We start from the raw sequence: 19,770 nt of genomic DNA on the forward strand, positions 1-19,770 counted from the left end.
TTGATAAAATTATTCATGCGAGGATCTCCTATCTATTAGTTGTCGTTAACTTAATGATAATGGAATCCTCGTTTTTTTGCGAAAAAAAATTGGACCAATGACTTTTTTAGTCATCAGTCCTATATATTGTAGAGCCAAATAATTTAAAATTAAAAATAATACAAAAGGGTTGAAACCCCTTCCAATGGGCGTTATTGGCAATTTCACCTAAAGGTGTTAAAATAAGGTGATTAATGCTAGCTATTTTCCAAGATTAGATGTTCACAATTAAGGAGCGCAAATTAATGAAAAAAATATTAATTGTTGATGATGAAAAACCAATCTCAGATATTATATCTTTCAATCTAAAAAATGAAGGATATGAAATTGATACCGCCTATGACGGTGAACAAGCTTTAGAAAAATTCGAGTCATTCCAGCCTGACTTAGTAGTACTGGATTTAATGTTACCGAAAATTGACGGTTTAGAGGTGTGTCGGCAAATTCGTAAAGATAGTCAGGTGCCCATTATTATGTTAACTGCTAAAGATAGTGAAATTGATAAAGTATTAGGGCTTGAATTAGGAGCAGACGATTACGTTACTAAACCGTTTTCTAACCGTGAATTAACAGCTCGTGTAAAAGCGAATATCCGTCGTACAGCGGTAGTTGCTGAACCAGTGGCTACTGATGAGGATGCTGCAAAAGACAATATTATTGAAATTGGTGATTTACTTATTCACGAAGATGAGTATATCGCCTCAAAAAATGGGCAAGATGTTGAGTTAACCCATCGTGAGTTTGAGTTACTGCATTATCTTTCTCAACACATTAACCAAGTAATGACTAGAGAACATTTGCTTCAAACGGTATGGGGATATGATTACTTTGGTGACGTTCGAACAGTGGATGTGACGGTAAGACGTTTACGAGAAAAAATTGAAGAAAATCCAAGTCATCCAAAAATTTTAATTACAAGACGAGGCGTTGGTTATTTCCTTAAAATTCCAACCCAAGAATAGAGGTCAGTCATGCCAAGCATAAGGAAGAAAACTGGGATACCTTTTTTCAAATCAATACACTTTAAAATTCCCGTAATTTTTATATTAACGCTATTGATTTCGCTCCAAATTGTCGGAGCGTATTTTATTCGTTCACTAGAAACGGAGATGTTAACTTCGTTTGATGATCAAGTAAATAGTCAGACAACTTTTATCATTGATAATATACAAACGGTGATGGAAGATGAAGATTTGAAGGAGGAGGAAAAAGAATCGCAAGTGAATTCAATCTTGCGACGATTTAATAATGATAGTGTATTAGAAATTCAATTATTCGATAGTAATGGATTTTTACTTGCAACGTCAAATCCTACATCACAAGCGTATATTGGGCAAAGAACTGTGGATGAAGATATTGAAGAAACCTTATACACAGGTATCAGAAGTGAAACTTCTGGTTATGAATCAAATCAAGAAATTCGCATAAAAAAATTTGTGACGCCAATTTTTTCTACGGCTTCTTCTGGCGCCATGATTGGTATTTTAAATGTGACTGCAAATCTAGAGACCATTTATAATCAGATTCAAAATATTACGTTTCTATTCTTAGTTGCATCCGGTATTTCACTTGTCTTTACAACTGGTTTAGCTATATTGATTTCCAGTCAAATCATAAACCCTCTACAAAAAATGCGTGATCAAACGAAACAGATCGCAGAAGGTAATTATTCAACTACATTAGATATCAATTCAGAAGACGAAATTGGGCAATTAGCAGAATCTATTAATTATCTGTCTGTTCGCGTAGGAGATGCTCAAGATTTAACTGAGGCAGAAAGACAACGGTTAGACTCTGTTCTGCGCCATATGACAGATGGGGTTATTGCTACTGATCGACGTGGGAAAATTACGATTATCAACGACCGATCATTGAGTATTTTGAATAAAACGCAAGAAGAAGTCATTGGAGAGTCTATTATTGAAGCACTTGACTTATCCGACCGGTTTTCATTTAGAGAATTATTTGATCAACACGATGCCATTCTACTAAATTATGCAAATGATGAAGGGGAAACGATTATACGTGCAGAATATTCCGTTATTCAACGTGAGTCTGGATTTATTTCGGGACTTGTTTGGGTGTTAACGGATATTACTGAACACGAAAAAATCGAACGTGATCGCAAACAATTCGTATCGAATATATCACATGAATTACGTACGCCTTTAACGAGTGTCCGTTCATATAGTGAGGCATTAGTTGATGGTGCTATTAAAGATGAAAAAGTTGCTGTCGAATTCTTAAATGTTATTCAGACTGAAACAGATCGCATGATTCGCATGATTTCAGATTTATTACACTTATCAAGACTGGATGCAAAACAACAAGTAATCAACCGCGAATTCATTATCTTCAAAGATTTAGTGAACCATATTCTAGACCGCTTTGATATGATGCTTCAATCTGAAGATTATGAAGGCAAAAATTACATTATTAAACGGGAATTAATGGAAGAAGAGGTCTGGGTAGAAATTGACCAAGATAAATTAATCCAAGTTATTGATAATATTATGAACAACGCGATTAAGTATTCACCGGATGGCGGGACAATTTATGTACGCTTAATGTCTACACATAATCAACTTGTTTTAAGTATCCAAGACCAAGGACTAGGAATTCCTCAAGAATCGATTCCACATCTATTTGATCGTTTCTACCGAGTGGATAAAGCTCGGTCACGGGCGCAAGGAGGTAGTGGATTAGGGTTATCTATTGCTAAAGAGGAAATTGAATTACATAATGGAACAATTTGGGTAAATTCTATTGAAAATAAAGGAACTACCTTCTTTATCTCTCTTCCATTTGAAGAGTTTGATAGTGATGATTGGGCAGAGGAGGATGAGTGGGCCGATGAAGAAGAATAAGTGGAATTGGGTCCTTCATGCGATGCTGATCCTACTTGGGCTTGTATCAGTTGCAGCCTCTGTAAGTAATCTATATGGACCTAGTACTTTAAATGCTTGGTTTAGTCAACAAGATCAAGAGCGAAGTGGTGAAACAACTACGGAAATAAATAATATGGCTATTTCTAACGAAACAACCGATAAAAATGCTAAAGAAGCAGTTGAAAATACTGCTTCTCAAACCCTCATATTACACGACGGCGCAGACGAGTATTTAAGCATTAACAATATGTCTGCTATCAAAGAATTAAAGCATGTAGCTGCGGACTTTGATTATGAAAAGAGTGTTGAGGAAGATTCCGTTTATAATATTCGAAATTATGTACAAACACAAGCATATGTCGAAGACAAGTTAATCAATGAAACGCCAATTCATTTATTAATTGCGGATGTCAATAGATTACCACAAGAAGTCCAAGAAATGACGGTTACTTCTTATGTGTATATTCTGGATACTAATGAAGTTTATTTGATGAATGAAAGCACAAATACTGCTTATTCCTTAACGATATTAGATAATATCAATGATGTGATGACGCGTATCGATAATTATTTAGCTTCTTATGAGGACCAAATGTCACCAGTAGAGCCCGTTACATTGGCTAATGGATTAGCTTATGTGACAAAAGAAGCAGAAGAAATTGATCGGTTAACCTATTTACAAGAGCGACAACCGACAAATTATTTCTTGAATCACTTTTTCGAAAGGCCTGAAGAAATTCATGATTATTCAATGAATAATATTTCTCGTTACTATACAGAAGGACGACAGTTAACGATTAATATGGAAACTTTCGAAGTATCCTTATTACAAGAAAATGCTGAAGTTGAGGAAACAACTTTAAATCAACAGATAGAAGTAACTTCTTTGGCTATGGCAGAAATTCTCGCTGATCAAACCTCATGGTTATATGTAGAATCTAGAGGTGAAGAGAATAAAATGGTGACTTACCGTAAGTACATTAACTCACTTCCTGTATTTGGGAATAACTATGTGTCTAAAACACAGTTTGTTATGGCAGGTAATACAATTCAGAATATTTATATGTCAGCATTAGCTATTCAAACGCAAGTAACAGACTTATCTGAATCATATACTGTGATGAGTGGCGTGGATGCATTAGATTTATTAAATAATGCCGGTTACTCGAATGAAGATATTTCTGAATTAATATTAGGTTATCGTTGGGTACAAAATCCTGAAACGAACCGTTTAGTTGAATTAGTCCCGTCATGGCACGTACAAATTGGCAATAAATGGTTTATGTTGGAAGATTTAATTGATATGGATCAATACCCTTCTCTAAAAACCAGTTATACAGCGTCTGGGGATCCTGTAGATTTATCTGTTTACTTTGAAGATCTTGGACAACAAGTGAGTGAGGAAGAAATAAAAACACAATTAGATGAAAATGTTTCGGAGTCACTTTCTTCAGATGAGGTGGAAACTGAATATTCACAAGCTTTAAATCCACCACTGTCTGATAGTAATGATGATGGGGAGGGGAACTAGAAATGAATTTTAGAAAAGTAGAGATCATTTTTATTCTAGCTTTCCTAATTCTAGATGTGTTTCTTTTAAATATTTTTATCAATAAGTATGTTGGAACACCAAGTCAAGCAATTGAAAATCAGTCGATAGATATTGTAACAGAATTCAAAGCAAAGCATATTCAATACGATGACATTTCAGATGAAATCTTACGGATACCGTTTGTGAGAGCATTGAATATGAGTTTAAATGAGGAAACTGTTTCTGAAATGACTGAAGATACACAAAGTATTGAAGTAAAAACTAACCAAATTCTGGCACAAATCAATACACCTATTCAATTAGAAGGCGTGACTTCCGAGACCCCGTCAGGTGAACTTTCAGATAGTGCCTTATCAAGTTTAAATCAGTTTATTCATAATGAAGTATATCAAGGTAGTCAATATCGCTTTATCAGTTATGATAAGTCAGCTGGTAAAGTTACTTATATGCAAGAAACGGCTTCGGGAGCAGTAATTGCAGATGGAAATGGAGAAATTATTTTTCAAGTGAATGATGATTATGCTGTTTATGCCTATGATCAAACGATTACTGGAGAAACTGCAACTCAAGGTGTAGAACGTACTGTAATTAGTGAAAAACAAGCTTTAGAGAATGCCTTTTTGAATAATAGTATTCCAGATGAGTCTATTATTCTGCGTTCATTTTTGGCTTACCGTGAAACCTTAGTGCTTGATGAAATAACCCTTTACCATCCTGTGTGGACTTTGATGATTCTAACAAACGAAGGTACCACTCAACGTGTATTTGTAGATGGTATTAATGGGGCGATTTTGACCCCGTAATTGGAAAGAGGACGATTAATGTTTCAAAATTATCAAGAAAAGGCCAGTAAATATTGGCAATATTTCATTGTTATTATAGCTAGTTTAATAGCAGTATTTATTTTATCGGGGCAAGTGAATGATGTACAAGCTGATGTAACAGTAAATGATTATTCATCCACAATAAATGTTCAAGCAGACGGTGTCATGCAACAAGAGGAAACGATTGGATTTAATATCAAGGGGACGGTTGAGGAATTTAACCACCGAATTGCGCTTACAGATATGAGTAAATTAGCAAGTCTATCAGTCGATATGAAGAGTGTGAGTGCTGATGCCTATTTCACCTTTGTTCAAAGTGACTCTAAAGAAGTGGGCACTTATACTGTTTCAAATAAAGAAAATCAAGCAGTGGACATCCAAATTTTTAATACTGTAACCGATGCACCGCATGTGACAAGAGTGGCAACGGAGATTACTGATGCGTGGACAAATTATTCTGAGTGGTCAATCTTAAAAAGTAGCTTCTTAGCGCTACCTTATGATGTTGATCATGTAACGATGACGGTGAATTTTCCTCAAGCTGTACCTGAAGACCAAAGCGATGTCATTATTTCAGGACCTGGTAAAACAAACATGCAGTGGGCGAACGATAGAAAATCATTTACATTAACAGTGGATGATTTGAAAGCTGATGAAACAGTAACTATTCAAATGTACATGCCTGTTTCAATACTAATGAATAACCAAAAAGTTGGGGCTGATTCTGAAGGGAAATCTACTATTGAGGCGATGCAAGCAAGCCAACAAGCAGTGATCAGTTTACAAAAACGTCAAAAGCTGCAAATTTGGGCTGTATCAGCTAGTTTATTTGTACTTATCTTTATTTATACAATTTATTTATATGTAAAAAAACGTCAAATTGTGATTGCAGTACCACTTAAGAAAGGTTTTGTTGCGAGTAAGCCAAATGGATACGGACCACAAACAGTTGCCAGATTAATGGGTAAACACTATACGGATAATCAAAAAATCGTATTATTAGTGTTAGCATTAATTGAAGCAAAGGTATTGGCTGCTCACTTTGAAGTGAATAAACGAGGTCAGTTAGCGGATATTCAAGTTTCTATCATAGGGCAGGAAGTGCATGGACCGGCTGAACAATTACTATTAACAGCAATCAAAGATAAGCAATCGTCAGTCCAAGATGTCGTATCTTTAAATGAATTAATATTTAATCAATCAACTAGAAAAGTAGCGATGTTGTCTCGCTTTGGGCGTAAATTAGTTCGTAAGATTGATCAAAGTGCTAAACAACCATTAACCAAAGATGGTGTTTATAGTAAAATGAATCAAGTATATATGGTTATTCTTACCCTTTATATGGTAGCATGGTTATTTGGAACAGGATTCGTCATTTATTGGCAATTGCAACTGCAAGAATTTAACATGTGGGCATCGCTATTATTAGTAGCTAGCGTAGCTTTGGTGGCTCTTTTACAAAGAAATGTCTTACCAATGCGTAGTGAAAAAGGTGTATCTTTATTCAAGCAGTGGCAAGGCTATTTAAAAGGAATCTTTAGCCAAGTCAGCAATCCAGATGCTTGGACTCAACACTCAAAAGAATGGTTGGACCAACAATACTTGTATGCATGGGTAGCAGGTAGCAATGTCAAATTAGCTAAAGCTCTTGACCATCAAACACAAATCGTTCGTTTACCATTATTAGGGTCGGCGCAAGCGATTGATCACTTACAATTATCCAAATTGAAGTGGCAACCACAAGCTAAAGAAGTTTTGGATGACGAAATAGTTGAATAGAAATAAAACAGTATTTTAATCTAGAAGGAGGCAATCATGGAGACTGCAGATAATGATTTCACAATGCGTGTTTCCATGCTCGGCAGTAGCTCTAGTGGAAACGCTACTTATATAGAAACCCCTAAACGAAAAATTTTAGTAGATGCAGGATTTAGTGGGAAAAAGATAAAAGAATTGTTAGCCGGCATAAATCGTGATATCAATGAGATTGATAGTTTATTTATTACACATGAACACTCAGACCATATTAAGGGGATGGGTGTTCTAGCGCGTAAGTATGATTTAAATGTCTACGCTAATGAGACGACATGGCAAGCAATTGGTAGTAAAGTTGGGGTTATTCCCGTAGAAAAACAACATGTCATGGAACAAGGTGATATACTTACTTTAGGGGATGTAGATATTATATCGTACGGTGTGAGCCATGATGCTGCTGAACCGCAATTTTATGCCTTTCAAAAGGATAACCGCCAGTTTACGATTTTAACGGATACAGGTTACGTGAGTGATCGATTGGTAGGATTATTAAAGAATTCAGATGGTTATCTGATTGAATCAAATCATGACTTAGATATGTTACGTATGGGGGCTTACCCTTGGTCATTAAAACAACGTATCCTTGGTGATGAAGGACATTTATCTAATGATGCTGGTGCACAAGCGATGATTGATATGGTTGGAGATAGAACAAAACGTATTTATCTTGGTCACCTATCAAAAGAAAATAATCTGAAAACTATTGCCCACCAAACTTGCGTATCCAAGATGATGCAGGCAGATATGGGGGTAAATGATCAGTTTGAGGTATATGATACTGATCCTGACAAGCCAACTAGCTTGTATACACTATAAATTTTTATAAATATTTATCATTTTATCTGTAAAAAGTCATAAACAATTCAAATATTCTGATTATACTCAAGGTATTTAGAGTCTAAAATATAAATCAAGGGAGATGAGCAAATGTCTCAGTCAAATGATCCAAATAACTTAAAAGACCAGTCATCAGTGGACAACCATGATGAACCAATTAAAAATCCAAATGAACCACATAGACCTGAAAAGAAGGCGCATAAATTAACGGCCTTGCAATCAGGTTTAATAGGGGGCGCAGTTGCTGCTGTATTAATTTCTGGTGTGGGCTATGCTGTGACTTCTGCCAACGATACAGAAGATCAGATTTCAACAGAAGAAGTGCAATCAATTGTAGATGAGGCAGTTTCTAGTGCACAAGCAGCCAATACAACATCTTCTGTTCAATCGACTTCACTTGATGTAACTACAGACGTTTCTGAAACAGTAGCGAATGTACAAGATTCAGTGGTCTCTGTTGTCAACATGACAGAATCCGTTTCTACATATGACCTATTTGGCTTTACTTCACCAACCCAAGAATCGTCTGCAACGGATGCTACAGAGCTAGAAACGTCTTCAGAGGGATCTGGTGTTGTCTATAAAGTTGATGGTGATTCTGCTTACGTTGTCACCAATAATCATGTGATTGATGGTGCGGATGCAATCAACATTATTATGTCAGATGGCACCCAAGTTGAGGCTGAAGTGGTCGGTTCTGACCCTTGGACAGACTTAGCGGTATTAAAAATTTCTTCAGACGTAGTGACTACTGTTGCAGAATTTGGCGACTCTGAAAGCCTAAAGGTAGGGGAACCTGCTATTGCAATCGGCTCGCCATTAGGTTCTGAATACGCAACAACTGTGACACAAGGAATTATCTCAGGTTTAGACCGTTCGGTACCTGTTGATATAGATGGTGATGGCACATCTGACTGGGTTGCAAATGTGCTTCAAACGGATGCTGCTATTAATCCAGGTAACTCTGGTGGTGCATTGTTAAATGCAGCTGGACAAGTTATTGGGATTAACTCGATGAAAGTTTCTAGTGATCAAGTAGAAGGTATGGGCTTTGCCATCCCAGCAGCTGAGGTGCAAACAATCATTAGTGAACTTGAAGCCAATGGTGAAATTGTTCGTCCGGAATTAGGTGTATCTATGGTTGACCTTAACCGAGTATCACTAGATTATCAATCACAAAAGTTACAATTACCTGATGATGTTGATGGTGGTGTGTATGTTGCAGAAGTATCAACAGGATCGGCGGCGGAAGCAGCTGGCCTACAAGCTGACGATGTCATTGTAGAATTTTCGGGAGAACCTGTGACAGATTCAGCATCATTACGTCAAGCCTTGTACCAACAAAAATCGGACGCAAGTGTAGAAGTTTCCTTCTACCGCAATGGTGAATTAAAAACAGCGACTGTACAGTTACAACCACAAGACAAGGGGTCCGCAGCGTAATGGAGAGAATCTATTCTTCAATTAAGCAGAATCTTAAATAATATCAATAAAGCTCAACCATTATTGAATGTCGGTTGAGCTTTTTTCGAAGGTATCACTTGAATCAAGTGGAAAGGACCATTTAATTTTTCGAGGGGGGCAAGCTTGGCGCTTTGTCAACTTATCCCCAATCTTTATCCACATATATGTGGATAAAATGGTGCATATGTGTATAAAAAGTTGAAACCAGTTAAAACATTGTGATATAAGCTTTGTGAATTGTGAAACTTTCTGTGGATAGTGGGGATAAGTGTGGGGATAGGTTGTATTTAATTGAAAAATGCCGATAAATCAGTGCTAATGCTTGTTGAAAATGTGGATAGTTATCAATATTAGATCAATGAATGATGGAAAAAGAAGATGAGACAAAAGTCGCTTACAATTACCGTACTGGACTAACATGCGACTATAACGAAATGTTATGGGCGCATTTTGGGAAGTATCAGGCAATGCTGACTTTTGAAACCCGATTATAAATGCGCTTATATAGCAAAAAGAGGCTGAGATACATTTGTCTCAACCTCATTGCTGCATAAGGACTATTAACGAATTTCATGTAAGTAATCAGCTTTTTCAAATTTGTCAGTGTTCGCAATAGCAACATAAATGTCATCAGCTTGGATGATATAGCCAGCCGGGAAGGTCGTGGTTAATGCTTCGCGACGACGTTTGCGGATGCCAATGATATTGATGTCGTAGCGTTGCCGTGTATTTAATGAAGTGAGTGATTTACCCACCCATTCTTCTGGTGCACGGAATTCTACTAAAGATGTGTTGTCATCTAGGTTAATAATTTCTTCAATGGTATTATGAATCATACGGCGCGCAATTTGTACACCAGATTCTTTTTCTGGTTGTACAAGCGTATTTACGCCTAATGCTTCTAAAACCTTACGATTTGTTTTATTTTTAACTTTACAGATGATATTGTTGATCCCTAATTCTTTTGCATTAATCACACCTAATACTGAAGCTTCAAGATTGGTACCTGTAGAAATCACAATCGCATCACATTGGGCAAAACCAAGGTTACGCATATAATCTATATCAGTGAAGTCTCCAACTGAACCAACTGTTAAGTAACCATCTAAACGGTCAACATTTTTTTCATCTAGGTCACAGGCAATGATTTCAACACCGCTTTCAGATAATTCTTTAGCGATTGTAGAACCAAAAATACCTAAACCTAAAATACCTACTAAATTTATTTTTCCCATTTGATAACACCTATCCTATTAAAATATTTGTGCTTGTGTATTTAATATCACGATTTTTATCTTGTTTACTTGGTAATAAAGAAAGGAACATCGTCATTGGACCAATCCGCCCCATAAACATTAAGGCCATTAAAATGATTTGACTAGCCAGTGAAAGCGTAGGGGTTAAATTAGCTGTCACCCCAACGGTTGCAAAAGCGGAAATAGATTCAAATAGAATATATAAGAAATCGACTTTTGGATCAAAAGTTAAGATTAAACCAGAACCGATAATCAATATAGTAGTATATAGTAAGAAAATCACGAAAGCTTGACGTAACAGTTTTGCCGGAATTGTATGTTTGTCAAAGTTGATATATTCTTTTTGTCTAATTTCTGCAATAGCTAACATTAGTACTAAAGCAAATGTGGTTGTTTTTAAACCACCGGCGGTACCACCAGGACTACCACCAATAAACATGGTGACAACGAAGATCAATATACTCACAGGGTGAGCTAAAGTATAATCAATAGAAGCGAATCCAGCGGTACGCATCGTAACCGTTTGGAAAACAGCAGTCATGACCTTGTTACCAATACTCATCTCTCCAATTGTGCCGGTATTGTGCCACTCGAAGGCTAGGAATAACAAAGTCCCAAGCGTAATAATTAGGAATGTCATTTTTAATGCCAATTTAGTATGTGGCTGTAAATGACGAATTGCATTTTTTAAGGCAAATTTAGGTCTAGATCGGTCAAAGTTTTTAAATTGATTGGTGACATCAAACCATACTGAGAAACCAATACCACCTAAAATAATTAAAGCAATAATACACCAGTTAATTACGGGCTGTGTTTGTAAGGCGATCATTGACGAATTGCTAAGTGGGTCAAACCCAGCGTTACAAAAAGCAGATACCGCCATAAAAATACTTAGAAAAGTACCGTGACCTATCCCATATTCAGGAATAAAATAAGTCGCAAAGACTAAAGCACCAATACCTTCAATAATAAAAGTATATCGGAAAATTTTACCCAGCCAATTGGAAATATCATTAAGAGAACTGTTGTTTAAAGCACCGGAAACGGCAACTTGGTCACGCATACGGACATTTTGGCCAATTCTAAAATAAATGAGCGAAATGAATGTCATCAAACCTAAACCACCAATTTGGATGAGTAGCATCATCACAATTTGTCCCAATATATTATAGGTATCAAAAATGGATTCAACCCATAAACCTGTCACACAGACAGCAGAAACAGCAATAAATAGATGGTCAAAGTATGTGGCATCTGATGTGGGCACTTGGCTGATTGGTAGACTCAGTAGTAGCGAACCCACAAAGATGACGACAGCAAAAGATAAAGCAATTTTTTTAGCGCTAGATAATTGACTTACTGGTTTTATAAAAAAGCGCAGCGCACGATGAATTAAATTCAATTTAATAGCCTCCCTTAAAGCTTGAAGCTTTTAAGAAATTTAAAGATTCATTTTTCAAATACGATTAATTATAAACACTTTAGCAGAAAAATCTAGTAGAATAAGAAATAAAAAAGTGAATAACGTAATATTTGCATGATAGGAGTTATTTTTGCATGTTAATTAAAATTATCTCAGTTGGTAAATTGAAAGAAAAGTACCTAAAACAAGGGATTGAAGAGTATAGTAAGCGCCTTTTTCGCTATACCAAGTTTGAAATTATTGAAGTGAAGGATGAACCAACAAAAGAAAATGCTAGTGAAACGGAAGATGAAATGGTAAAGAATGCGGAAGGCGAACGTATTTTGAGTAAAATAAAACCTGATGATTATGTTTATCTACTAGCGATTAACGGGCAAATGCTATCTTCACCAGAATTAGCAAAATCAATGCAAAGTCAAATGACTCGAGGGAAATCAACTTTAGTTTTTGTAATTGGCGGATCCTTAGGTACAAGTGAAGCCGTCAATAAACGAGCGAATCAAGCGATTTCTTTCGGTAAGATGACCTTACCCCATCAATTGATGCGCCTGGTCTTAACAGAACAAATTTACCGGGCTTTTAGAATACAACATAACGAACCTTATCATAAATAAAACCTGTTTTGGTAGGATAAATAGCTATGAGTATGCATGATATGTTAAGATGCAAGAGAAAGACCACTTTTCATATGGATGAAGTGAAGTACATAAGGCGTAGAGAGGAGTTTACCTATGAATATTTTCCCAATACATGCATTAGCAGATAATTATATTTGGATGATTGAAGATACAGACAGTCTTGTGATTGTGGATCCAGGTGAAGCAGCGGACGTTTTAGCTTACATAGAAGTAGAAAGACCAAGCCAAATGGCTATTTTATTAACACATAAACATGACGATCATATTGGTGGTGTAGCGGAAATTATCCAGGCCTACCCAGAAACTAAAATTTATGGACCAAGTGAGGTACCGGGTTTTGACGATATGATTATTCTAGAAGATGGTAGCCAGATAGATATTTTAGGCCATACGGTAACGGCCTTACTTGCAGCGGGGCATACGGCTGGTCACTTAGCCTATATTGTCGATAATCAATTTCTATTTGCCGGTGATGCAATGTTTTCAGCCGGATGTGGTCGAGTATTCACGGGTGACTACCAAGCAGCATTTGAAGCCTTAGAAACATTTAGTCATTTAGATGATGATATTGCTGTCTTTTCAGGACATGAGTATACCTTAACGAATTTAAAATTTGCACATACAGTTTTCCCTGAAAATAAGGTCATTTCTGAAGCTTTAGGGCAAGTAGAAATTTTAAATGACGCCAACCACCCAACCTATCCTTCGACTATTGGTAGAGAAAAAATCATCAATATTTTTATGCAAGCAGAAGACGTGACCACTTTTAAGGCGTTAAGAGATCAACGTGATCAATTTTAAAATATGCATCCATCATAAGATATTAAAGTAGAGAGGCTGGGACAAAAATATCTCAGCCTCTCTTTGCTATATAAGAACATTTATAATTGGGTTCCAAAAGTCAGAATTGTCCGATACTTCCCAAATGACGCCAATAACATTTCGTTATTGTTCGTCTTTTGGTCCAGTACGTCAATTCTAAACGACTTTTGTCTCACCTTCTTTTAGTTTCAAAGCAAATATGTATTGGAATCGACTGTAAATACAAATTTGTATCGATTTGTTATTTTTTTAGTTAATAGGATAATGAGACCGCAATAACTAAAAATGAAAACATTTAATATAAATGGTTCCATATCAAGCTTTGAATCACTTTTTCTCTAATATTTATCTAAAGATATATGCGGGCGTAGATAAAGTCATTAGCTTTAAGTGCAAGTAAAATTGACTTATAGCTTCCAAAAGGGCGATAATATAGGTGCATAAACGCTTACATTATTAACAAGGGGAGGAAATTTGTATGTGGACATTTATATTGGGTGTTATCGCCTTAATTGTAGGGTACTTCACCTATGGCCGCTATATCGAGAAAAATTTTGAGCCAAATCCAGAACGGACGACGCCAGCGGAAGTTTTACAGGATGGTATGGACTTTGTGCCTATGCCAAGATGGAAAAACGGTATTATTGAATTATTAAATATCGCTGGTACAGGCCCCATATTTGGTCCAATCATGGGTGCTTTATATGGGCCAGTTGCTTATTTATGGATTGTTTTTGGTTGTATTTTTGCCGGTGCAGTACATGATTATATGTTAGGGATGGTATCACTTAGAAATAATGGGGCACAGTTACCAGCTTTAGCAGGTAAGTATATCAATAAAGGTACTATGCATGTTGTAAACTTATTTGCTTGTTTACTATTATTACTAGTAGGTACTGTATTTGTTTCATCACCAGCAGCACTTATTCAAAGCTTATTACCAGGTAATGTTGCTTTAATTATTATTATTATCGCTATTTTTATATACTACATCATTTCAACTGTTTTACCTATCGACAAAGCAATGGGGAAAGTTTATCCGTGGTTTGGTGCAGTATTAATTATTTCAACAGTAGCGATTGGTTTAACATTAATCTTTGGAGATCACTCAATGGTTGAGTTGTCTTCAGCTACTATGGCTAACTTCCATCCGAAAGGGTTGGCTATCTTCCCAGGTATCTTCTTCACTATTTCTTGTGGTGCGATGTCAGGATTCCATGCGACTCAAGCACCAATGGTATCTCGTACAATGGAAAATGAACGTGAAGGACGTTTCACATTCTACGGTATGATGATTGCTGAAGGGGTTATCGCGATGATCTGGGTAGCTGCTTCATTAGCGCTATTCGACGGAGAAACTTTATCAGGTATGATCGATGCCGGAACAGCTTCAGCAGTTGTTAATGCTGTGTCATTAGAACTGTTAGGACCAGTATTTGGGACTTTAGCGATTATTGGAGTTATCGTACTGCCGTTATCATCTGGTTTATCTGCTTTCCGTTCATTACGTATTATCATTGCAGACTATGTTCATATGAAACAAGATACACTACCAAAGGTAATGACAATCACTATTCCAATTTACGTGATTTCATTCTTCTTAACTTTCGTGGACTTTAATATCTTGTGGCGTTACTTTAACTGGGCCAACCAAGTTACAGCGGTATTAGCTTTATTGGTAACCACACGTTACTTATTCTTAAAAGGTAGAAATTACTTCGTCACACTAGTACCAGGTGTCTTTATGTTATACGCCGTTATCGTTTACTTATTAAGTGAACCAATTGGCTTTAACTTAGGGCTAAGTAACTTGTCCTACTGGGGCGGGGCAGCCATTACACTGATCTTACTTGCAGTATATTGGATCCAAGGTGTTAAGCAGAAAGAAGCCCTTGACCCAAGTTCAAAACTGATTAATGACCAATTACAAATTCACCAATTATATCCTGAATTGGTTGAAAAAAATAACTAATAGGCTAATTTCAACGGTGACAAATTGACACATAAAAATGAAACGCTGTCAATGAGCCTAATAAAGCCGAGCAATCTGTATAGGGTATCCTATATAGATTGCTCGGCTTTTTATATGTATCCATTTACTTTGATATCAAAGTATATTGAGAAAACATGTTGTAGCATTTACAGTGGTAAAGTATGATCGCTATTTAAAGCATACTAACTACCCAGCATAAAACCTATCATATAAGCGATTAATGCAGCTGCACCGCCTACTAATAACATTTCCATACCAGACCGGACCCAGTTTGTTAAAGTTAACTTTGATTTGATTGCGCCTAAAATAAATAGCGTAAGTCCAGTTAAAACACCTGCAACGACAAAAGTATTTTCCATCAGAAATGGTGAAAATGAAGCAAAAACATAGGCAATTAAGGGAATAAACCCATACACAATAAATGAGCAGAAGGTAATTAAAGCATTATAGATAGGATGTGCTTCTGTTTCTGCAGTACCAAAGATCATGTTTATACGCTCTTCTTCGATGACTTCTGGATATTTAGCTAACGTTTCTGAAATGAGTGAAGCATCTGTTTCTGTAAGACCTTTATCTATATAATATTTTTTAAAATCGTTTAGCTCAGATTGAAAATCATATTTGAAATTAGATTGGTGTTGTTCAATCTCTTTCATAATAAATTCATTTTCTGACTTAGAAGATAAGTAATCACCAACAGCCATTGAAAGACCATCCGCTAATAAATTCGAGAAGCCTAAAACGATAACGATCTGAAAGTCTAAAGACCCACCAGTCACGCCGGCAACTACGGCAAAAGTTGTGATAATGCCATCTAAACCACCATAGACCATACTTTTCACATAATCACTGTTCATACAAAAATTGAATGGATTCGCTTTGACCATTACAATCCCTCCCTTGTATAGCTATTATAGGCTTTAGGGAAGCTTTTAGTCTATATCATATGGTGTAAGCATAGCAATCACTTCATAAAAAAGACTCCAAGACTACTTTTTGTTGATAAAAAATAGTTTTGGAGACAATATAGTTTTCTTATGTGGGCTATTCGTTATTGTTTTCTTTGTTATTTGAGAAGTGAGTACCAAAGATGTTATCAATAATGGATAAGATACGGTCCCAAATACCTACAGCATCTTCTTGTAATTGGTCAGTATCTGCATTTTCAATTGCTAAAGAAGCAGAAGCAGCCACATTACTTGCTGCATCAGACAATGAGCTTGCTAAGTTAGATAATTGTGTTTTTTGTTCTTCACTTAATTCTAGGTTAGAGAAGTTTTTCATTTGATCAATAATCGCTTGGATATTATCTTGAGAAATAACACCGTCCAAGTTATAGTTATTCACCACATTATTCACGATAACGGTAATTTCATCAACAGAAATTGAGCCACCATTTTGTTCTTTCAGATCTGCAACTTGTGCTTTTATGTCAGCAATCGCCGCATTCATGTCACTATCAGAATAGCCCTTATTATCTGCATTTTCTTGGGTAATAGAGGAAGTAACGGCTAACTCATCTTGTGCTACCTGGCGTGCGTTATCATCTAAAGCATAACCAGCATCTTCAAAGGCTTTATATACACCTGCTAAGGCACCTGAACCATCTACTTTAACAGCAGAAGCTACTTTGATGTCTACATCCACTGCACCAGCAGTAATCGCTGCATTTTCGTATTGCGCTTCAGTAATATCTGTAATAGTATCTGGTGTCTCAATCTCGACAGATACACCACCATTATTATCAGCCGGTGTAATGTATGCTGAAGAATAGACTTGATTATATGGGTAACTATCTTGTAATAAATTGTTTAATTCATCAACGGCTACCTCAATCTCAGTTGCACCATCTTCAACACCTAATAATTCTTTTGTTTCTGTATATTGACTATTATTTAAAGTTTCACCATAAGTGAACATCGGATCAATAGCCACTTTATCTGCTAATTTATTCGGTGCAGCTACGGCAAGACCTAAAGCTAAAAGACCACTCGTAAATAAAATTCGTTTTGTAAACTTTTCCATTGTAAATTCCTCCTACAGACTGATTAAAACCATGAAGGTCGTAGTTGTCGGTGACTTCATTGTATCATTTTATAATAGAAAGGGTTTTAGAAAACAGTTAATAAGGATATAAAAATTGTTTAAGACCGTGAGTGTAGCAGTTTAGCGAATACGGTATGAAGATGTCTTTATTGGTTATGAACGGTTCCTCATAACTGTTGTACCAAGTAAACATACACATATAAATGACAAATACAAATCAAAATTTTTTATTAAAAATATTCAAATTAAGTGACAAATTTTAAGTTTAAAAGTATGCTTAAAACTACACTGATGTCGCTTTGGAGGGATAAAAATGAACATCGAGCAGAAAAAAGAAATGTTAGCTATCTTAGCCCAGGATGCGCGTTTAGCACCTAAGACGATTGCGAATATGATTGAAGCTAGCGAAGAAGAAGTAGTCGCACAAATTGCGGCTTATGAAAAAGAAAATGTGATCGCTGGTTATCATACAATGATTAACTGGGATGTTGCGGATGATAATTTGTTATCAGCAATGGTAGAAGTAAATGTAGACTTACACCATGGTATATCTTATCAAGATATTGCAGAAACGATTTACCAATATGACCAAGTAGAATCTCTATATTTGATGTCGGGGACCTATGATTTCCTATTATTAACGAAACGGTTAACGATGGTAGATATCTCAAAATTTATCTCAAAATTAGCTGCAATTGACGAAGTGAGCGCAACCACAACCCATATTGTCATGAACCGCTATAAAGAACAAGGGGTTGTTTATAAGGAGATCAAAGAAGATGGCGGACGAATGGTGATCTCACAATGACAAAATCTCAAAATAAAACCGTAATTGATATGGCCCCCTCTGGTATCCGACGTTTTTTCGACATTGCCAATGAAATCGAAGATGTGATTTCGCTTGGTGTAGGGGAACCTGACTTTCCAACACCTTGGTCAATTCGTGAAGAAGCAATTAGAGCCATCAGAAGAGGTAAAACTTACTATACGGCTAATGCAGGTTTAATTGAATTACGTCGAGCAATTTCAACATATTTAGACCGTAAGTATGATTTGAAATACGATCCTGATAATGAAGTAATTGTCACTGTAGGAGGATCTGAAGCGATTGACTTAGCTTGTCGTGCTTTAATTAACCCAGGTGATGAAGTTTTGTGTATGGATCCCTCATATGTATCTTACGCACCATCTGTAGCGCTTGCTGGTGGGATTCCAGTTCCAATTAAGCTACCTAGCGAACATGACTTTATTTTACAACCGGAAAATATTGAAGCGCATATTACTGATAAGACAAAGGCTATCATCTTAAATTATCCAAATAACCCAACAGGTGCAGCGGCAACCAGAGAAGAATTGGAAAAATTAGCTGATGTCATCAAAAAATATGATTTATATGTCTTAACTGATGAAATTTATTCTGAAATCTGGTATGCCGAAGATAAATATACTTCCATCGCATCATTTGAAGACATGAAAGAGCGAACAATCTATATTAATGGATTTGCTAAGGCTTTTTCAATGACAGGTTGGCGAATCGGTTACCTATGTGGCCCAGAACTATTAATATCACAAATGTTGAAAATCCATCAATTCACCATTATGGCAGCACCAACAGTGTCACAATATGCATCAGTGGTTGCTTTGGAAGAATGTGACGATGATGTGGAAGCGATGCGCAAAGACTATCTAAAAAGACGTAACTTCTTGATGGGACGATTCCGTGATATGGGTTTACCTTGCTTTGTACCGCGAGGGGCATTTTATACTTTCCCAGATATTCGTGAGTTCGGTATGACGAGTGAGGCGTTTGCATTAGCTTTATTGGATGCGAAGAAATTGGCCGTTGTACCAGGTTCTGCATTCGGTGAAGGTGGCGAAGGATTCCTACGTATCTCTTATGCTTATTCAATTAAAGAACTAACGATTGCAATGGATAAAATAGAAGAATTTATCACAGACTTAAGGAATAAAGCATCTTAGGAAAGATAATGTTGAACATCAGATAGCCTGTTTGCATACAGCGGTTATTCAAAAATAATAGAAATGAAAAATCTCGATACCAAACGATATCGAGATTTTTTGGCTCTACAATATATAGGACTGATGACTAAAAAAGTCATTGGTCCAATTTTTTTCGCAAAAAAACGAGGATTCCATTATCATTAAGTTAACG

Annotated in this window: 16 protein-coding genes; 12 read left to right on the top strand and 4 right to left on the bottom strand. The window is 36.3% G+C overall.

All coding sequences use genetic code 11. The features are described from left to right. Positions 1-284: 284 nt before the first annotated feature. The 7 genes from yycF (at position 285) to CJ191_RS08175 (ending at position 9,398) form a co-directional block, all read left to right on the top strand. Positions 285-1,001, top strand: coding sequence for a response regulator YycF (gene yycF / locus CJ191_RS08145; RefSeq protein WP_070468139.1), 717 nt, complete (start codon positions 285-287; stop codon positions 999-1,001). Between the two features lie 9 nt (positions 1,002-1,010). Then, on the top strand, positions 1,011-2,906 hold the full coding sequence (gene walK / locus CJ191_RS08150) for a cell wall metabolism sensor histidine kinase WalK (RefSeq protein ID WP_102199478.1): 1,896 nt from the start codon (positions 1,011-1,013) through the stop codon (positions 2,904-2,906). Further along, positions 2,893-4,458 carry a hypothetical protein gene (locus CJ191_RS08155; protein ID WP_102199479.1) on the top strand — a complete coding sequence of 522 codons (1,566 nt, stop codon included), beginning with the start codon at positions 2,893-2,895 and terminating at the stop codon, positions 4,456-4,458. The genes walK and CJ191_RS08155 overlap by 14 nt, the downstream gene beginning before the upstream one ends. Positions 4,459-4,460: 2 nt before the next feature. Further along, a complete protein-coding gene (gene yycI, locus CJ191_RS08160; protein ID WP_070468136.1) occupies positions 4,461-5,282 on the top strand; it encodes a two-component system regulatory protein YycI in 822 nt (273 codons plus the stop codon). A gap of 18 nt (positions 5,283-5,300) precedes the next feature. Beyond that, entirely contained in the window at positions 5,301-7,082 is a 1,782-nt protein-coding gene (locus tag CJ191_RS08165) for a DUF2207 family protein (protein WP_102199480.1), read from the top strand. A gap of 36 nt (positions 7,083-7,118) precedes the next feature. Further along, positions 7,119-7,934: an MBL fold metallo-hydrolase gene (locus tag CJ191_RS08170; RefSeq protein ID WP_102199481.1), complete on the top strand. Its 816-nt coding sequence runs from the start codon at positions 7,119-7,121 to the stop codon at positions 7,932-7,934. A 111-nt stretch (positions 7,935-8,045) separates the two neighbouring features. Further along, entirely contained in the window at positions 8,046-9,398 is a 1,353-nt protein-coding gene (locus CJ191_RS08175) for a S1C family serine protease (RefSeq protein WP_070468133.1), read from the top strand. A 581-nt stretch (positions 9,399-9,979) separates the two neighbouring features. On the opposite strand, the gene CJ191_RS08180 is transcribed toward CJ191_RS08175, so the two are convergent. After that, positions 9,980-10,654 carry a potassium channel family protein gene (locus tag CJ191_RS08180; protein WP_102199482.1) on the bottom strand — a complete coding sequence of 225 codons (675 nt, stop codon included), beginning with the start codon at positions 10,652-10,654 and terminating at the stop codon, positions 9,980-9,982. A 10-nt stretch (positions 10,655-10,664) separates the two neighbouring features. Then, the gene (locus CJ191_RS08185) at positions 10,665-12,077 is read right to left on the bottom strand and encodes a TrkH family potassium uptake protein (RefSeq protein ID WP_257994164.1); all 1,413 of its coding nucleotides are present in this window, start codon (positions 12,075-12,077) and stop codon (positions 10,665-10,667) included. Positions 12,078-12,232: 155 nt separating this feature from the next. Between CJ191_RS08185 and rlmH the strand changes: the two genes are divergently transcribed. From rlmH to CJ191_RS08200, 3 genes are all read left to right on the top strand, one after another. Then, positions 12,233-12,712 carry a 23S rRNA (pseudouridine(1915)-N(3))-methyltransferase RlmH gene (gene rlmH, locus CJ191_RS08190; RefSeq protein WP_070468131.1) on the top strand — a complete coding sequence of 160 codons (480 nt, stop codon included), beginning with the start codon at positions 12,233-12,235 and terminating at the stop codon, positions 12,710-12,712. Between the two features lie 117 nt (positions 12,713-12,829). Beyond that, entirely contained in the window at positions 12,830-13,537 is a 708-nt protein-coding gene (gene gloB / locus CJ191_RS08195; RefSeq protein WP_070468130.1) for a hydroxyacylglutathione hydrolase, read from the top strand. Between the two features lie 499 nt (positions 13,538-14,036). Beyond that, entirely contained in the window at positions 14,037-15,530 is a 1,494-nt protein-coding gene (locus CJ191_RS08200) for a carbon starvation CstA family protein (protein ID WP_102199483.1), read from the top strand. A 203-nt stretch (positions 15,531-15,733) separates the two neighbouring features. Here CJ191_RS08200 and CJ191_RS08205 read toward each other — a convergent pair whose 3' ends face one another. Next, positions 15,734-16,408 (bottom strand): VIT1/CCC1 transporter family protein, encoded by a 675-nt coding sequence (locus CJ191_RS08205; RefSeq protein ID WP_308409790.1) that lies wholly within the window; start codon positions 16,406-16,408, stop codon positions 15,734-15,736. Between the two features lie 187 nt (positions 16,409-16,595). After that, on the bottom strand, positions 16,596-17,576 hold the full coding sequence (locus CJ191_RS08210; RefSeq protein WP_102199485.1) for a DUF1002 domain-containing protein: 981 nt from the start codon (positions 17,574-17,576) through the stop codon (positions 16,596-16,598). 334 nt (positions 17,577-17,910) lie between these two features. Here CJ191_RS08210 and CJ191_RS08215 point away from each other — a divergent pair, with 334 nt between their 5' ends. Together CJ191_RS08215 and CJ191_RS08220 are read left to right on the top strand one after the other, a co-directional pair. Continuing rightward, positions 17,911-18,405, top strand: a complete 495-nt coding sequence (locus CJ191_RS08215; protein ID WP_102199486.1) for an Lrp/AsnC family transcriptional regulator — start codon at positions 17,911-17,913, stop codon at positions 18,403-18,405. Continuing rightward, positions 18,402-19,577 (top strand): aminotransferase class I/II-fold pyridoxal phosphate-dependent enzyme, encoded by a 1,176-nt coding sequence (locus CJ191_RS08220; protein WP_102199487.1) that lies wholly within the window; start codon positions 18,402-18,404, stop codon positions 19,575-19,577. Before CJ191_RS08215 ends, CJ191_RS08220 begins: the two co-directional genes overlap by 4 nt. The last annotated feature ends 193 nt before the right edge of the window (positions 19,578-19,770 follow it).

This window comes from Aerococcus viridans (assembly GCF_002871935.1).
Lineage (GTDB): Bacteria > Bacillota > Bacilli > Lactobacillales > Aerococcaceae > Aerococcus > Aerococcus viridans_B.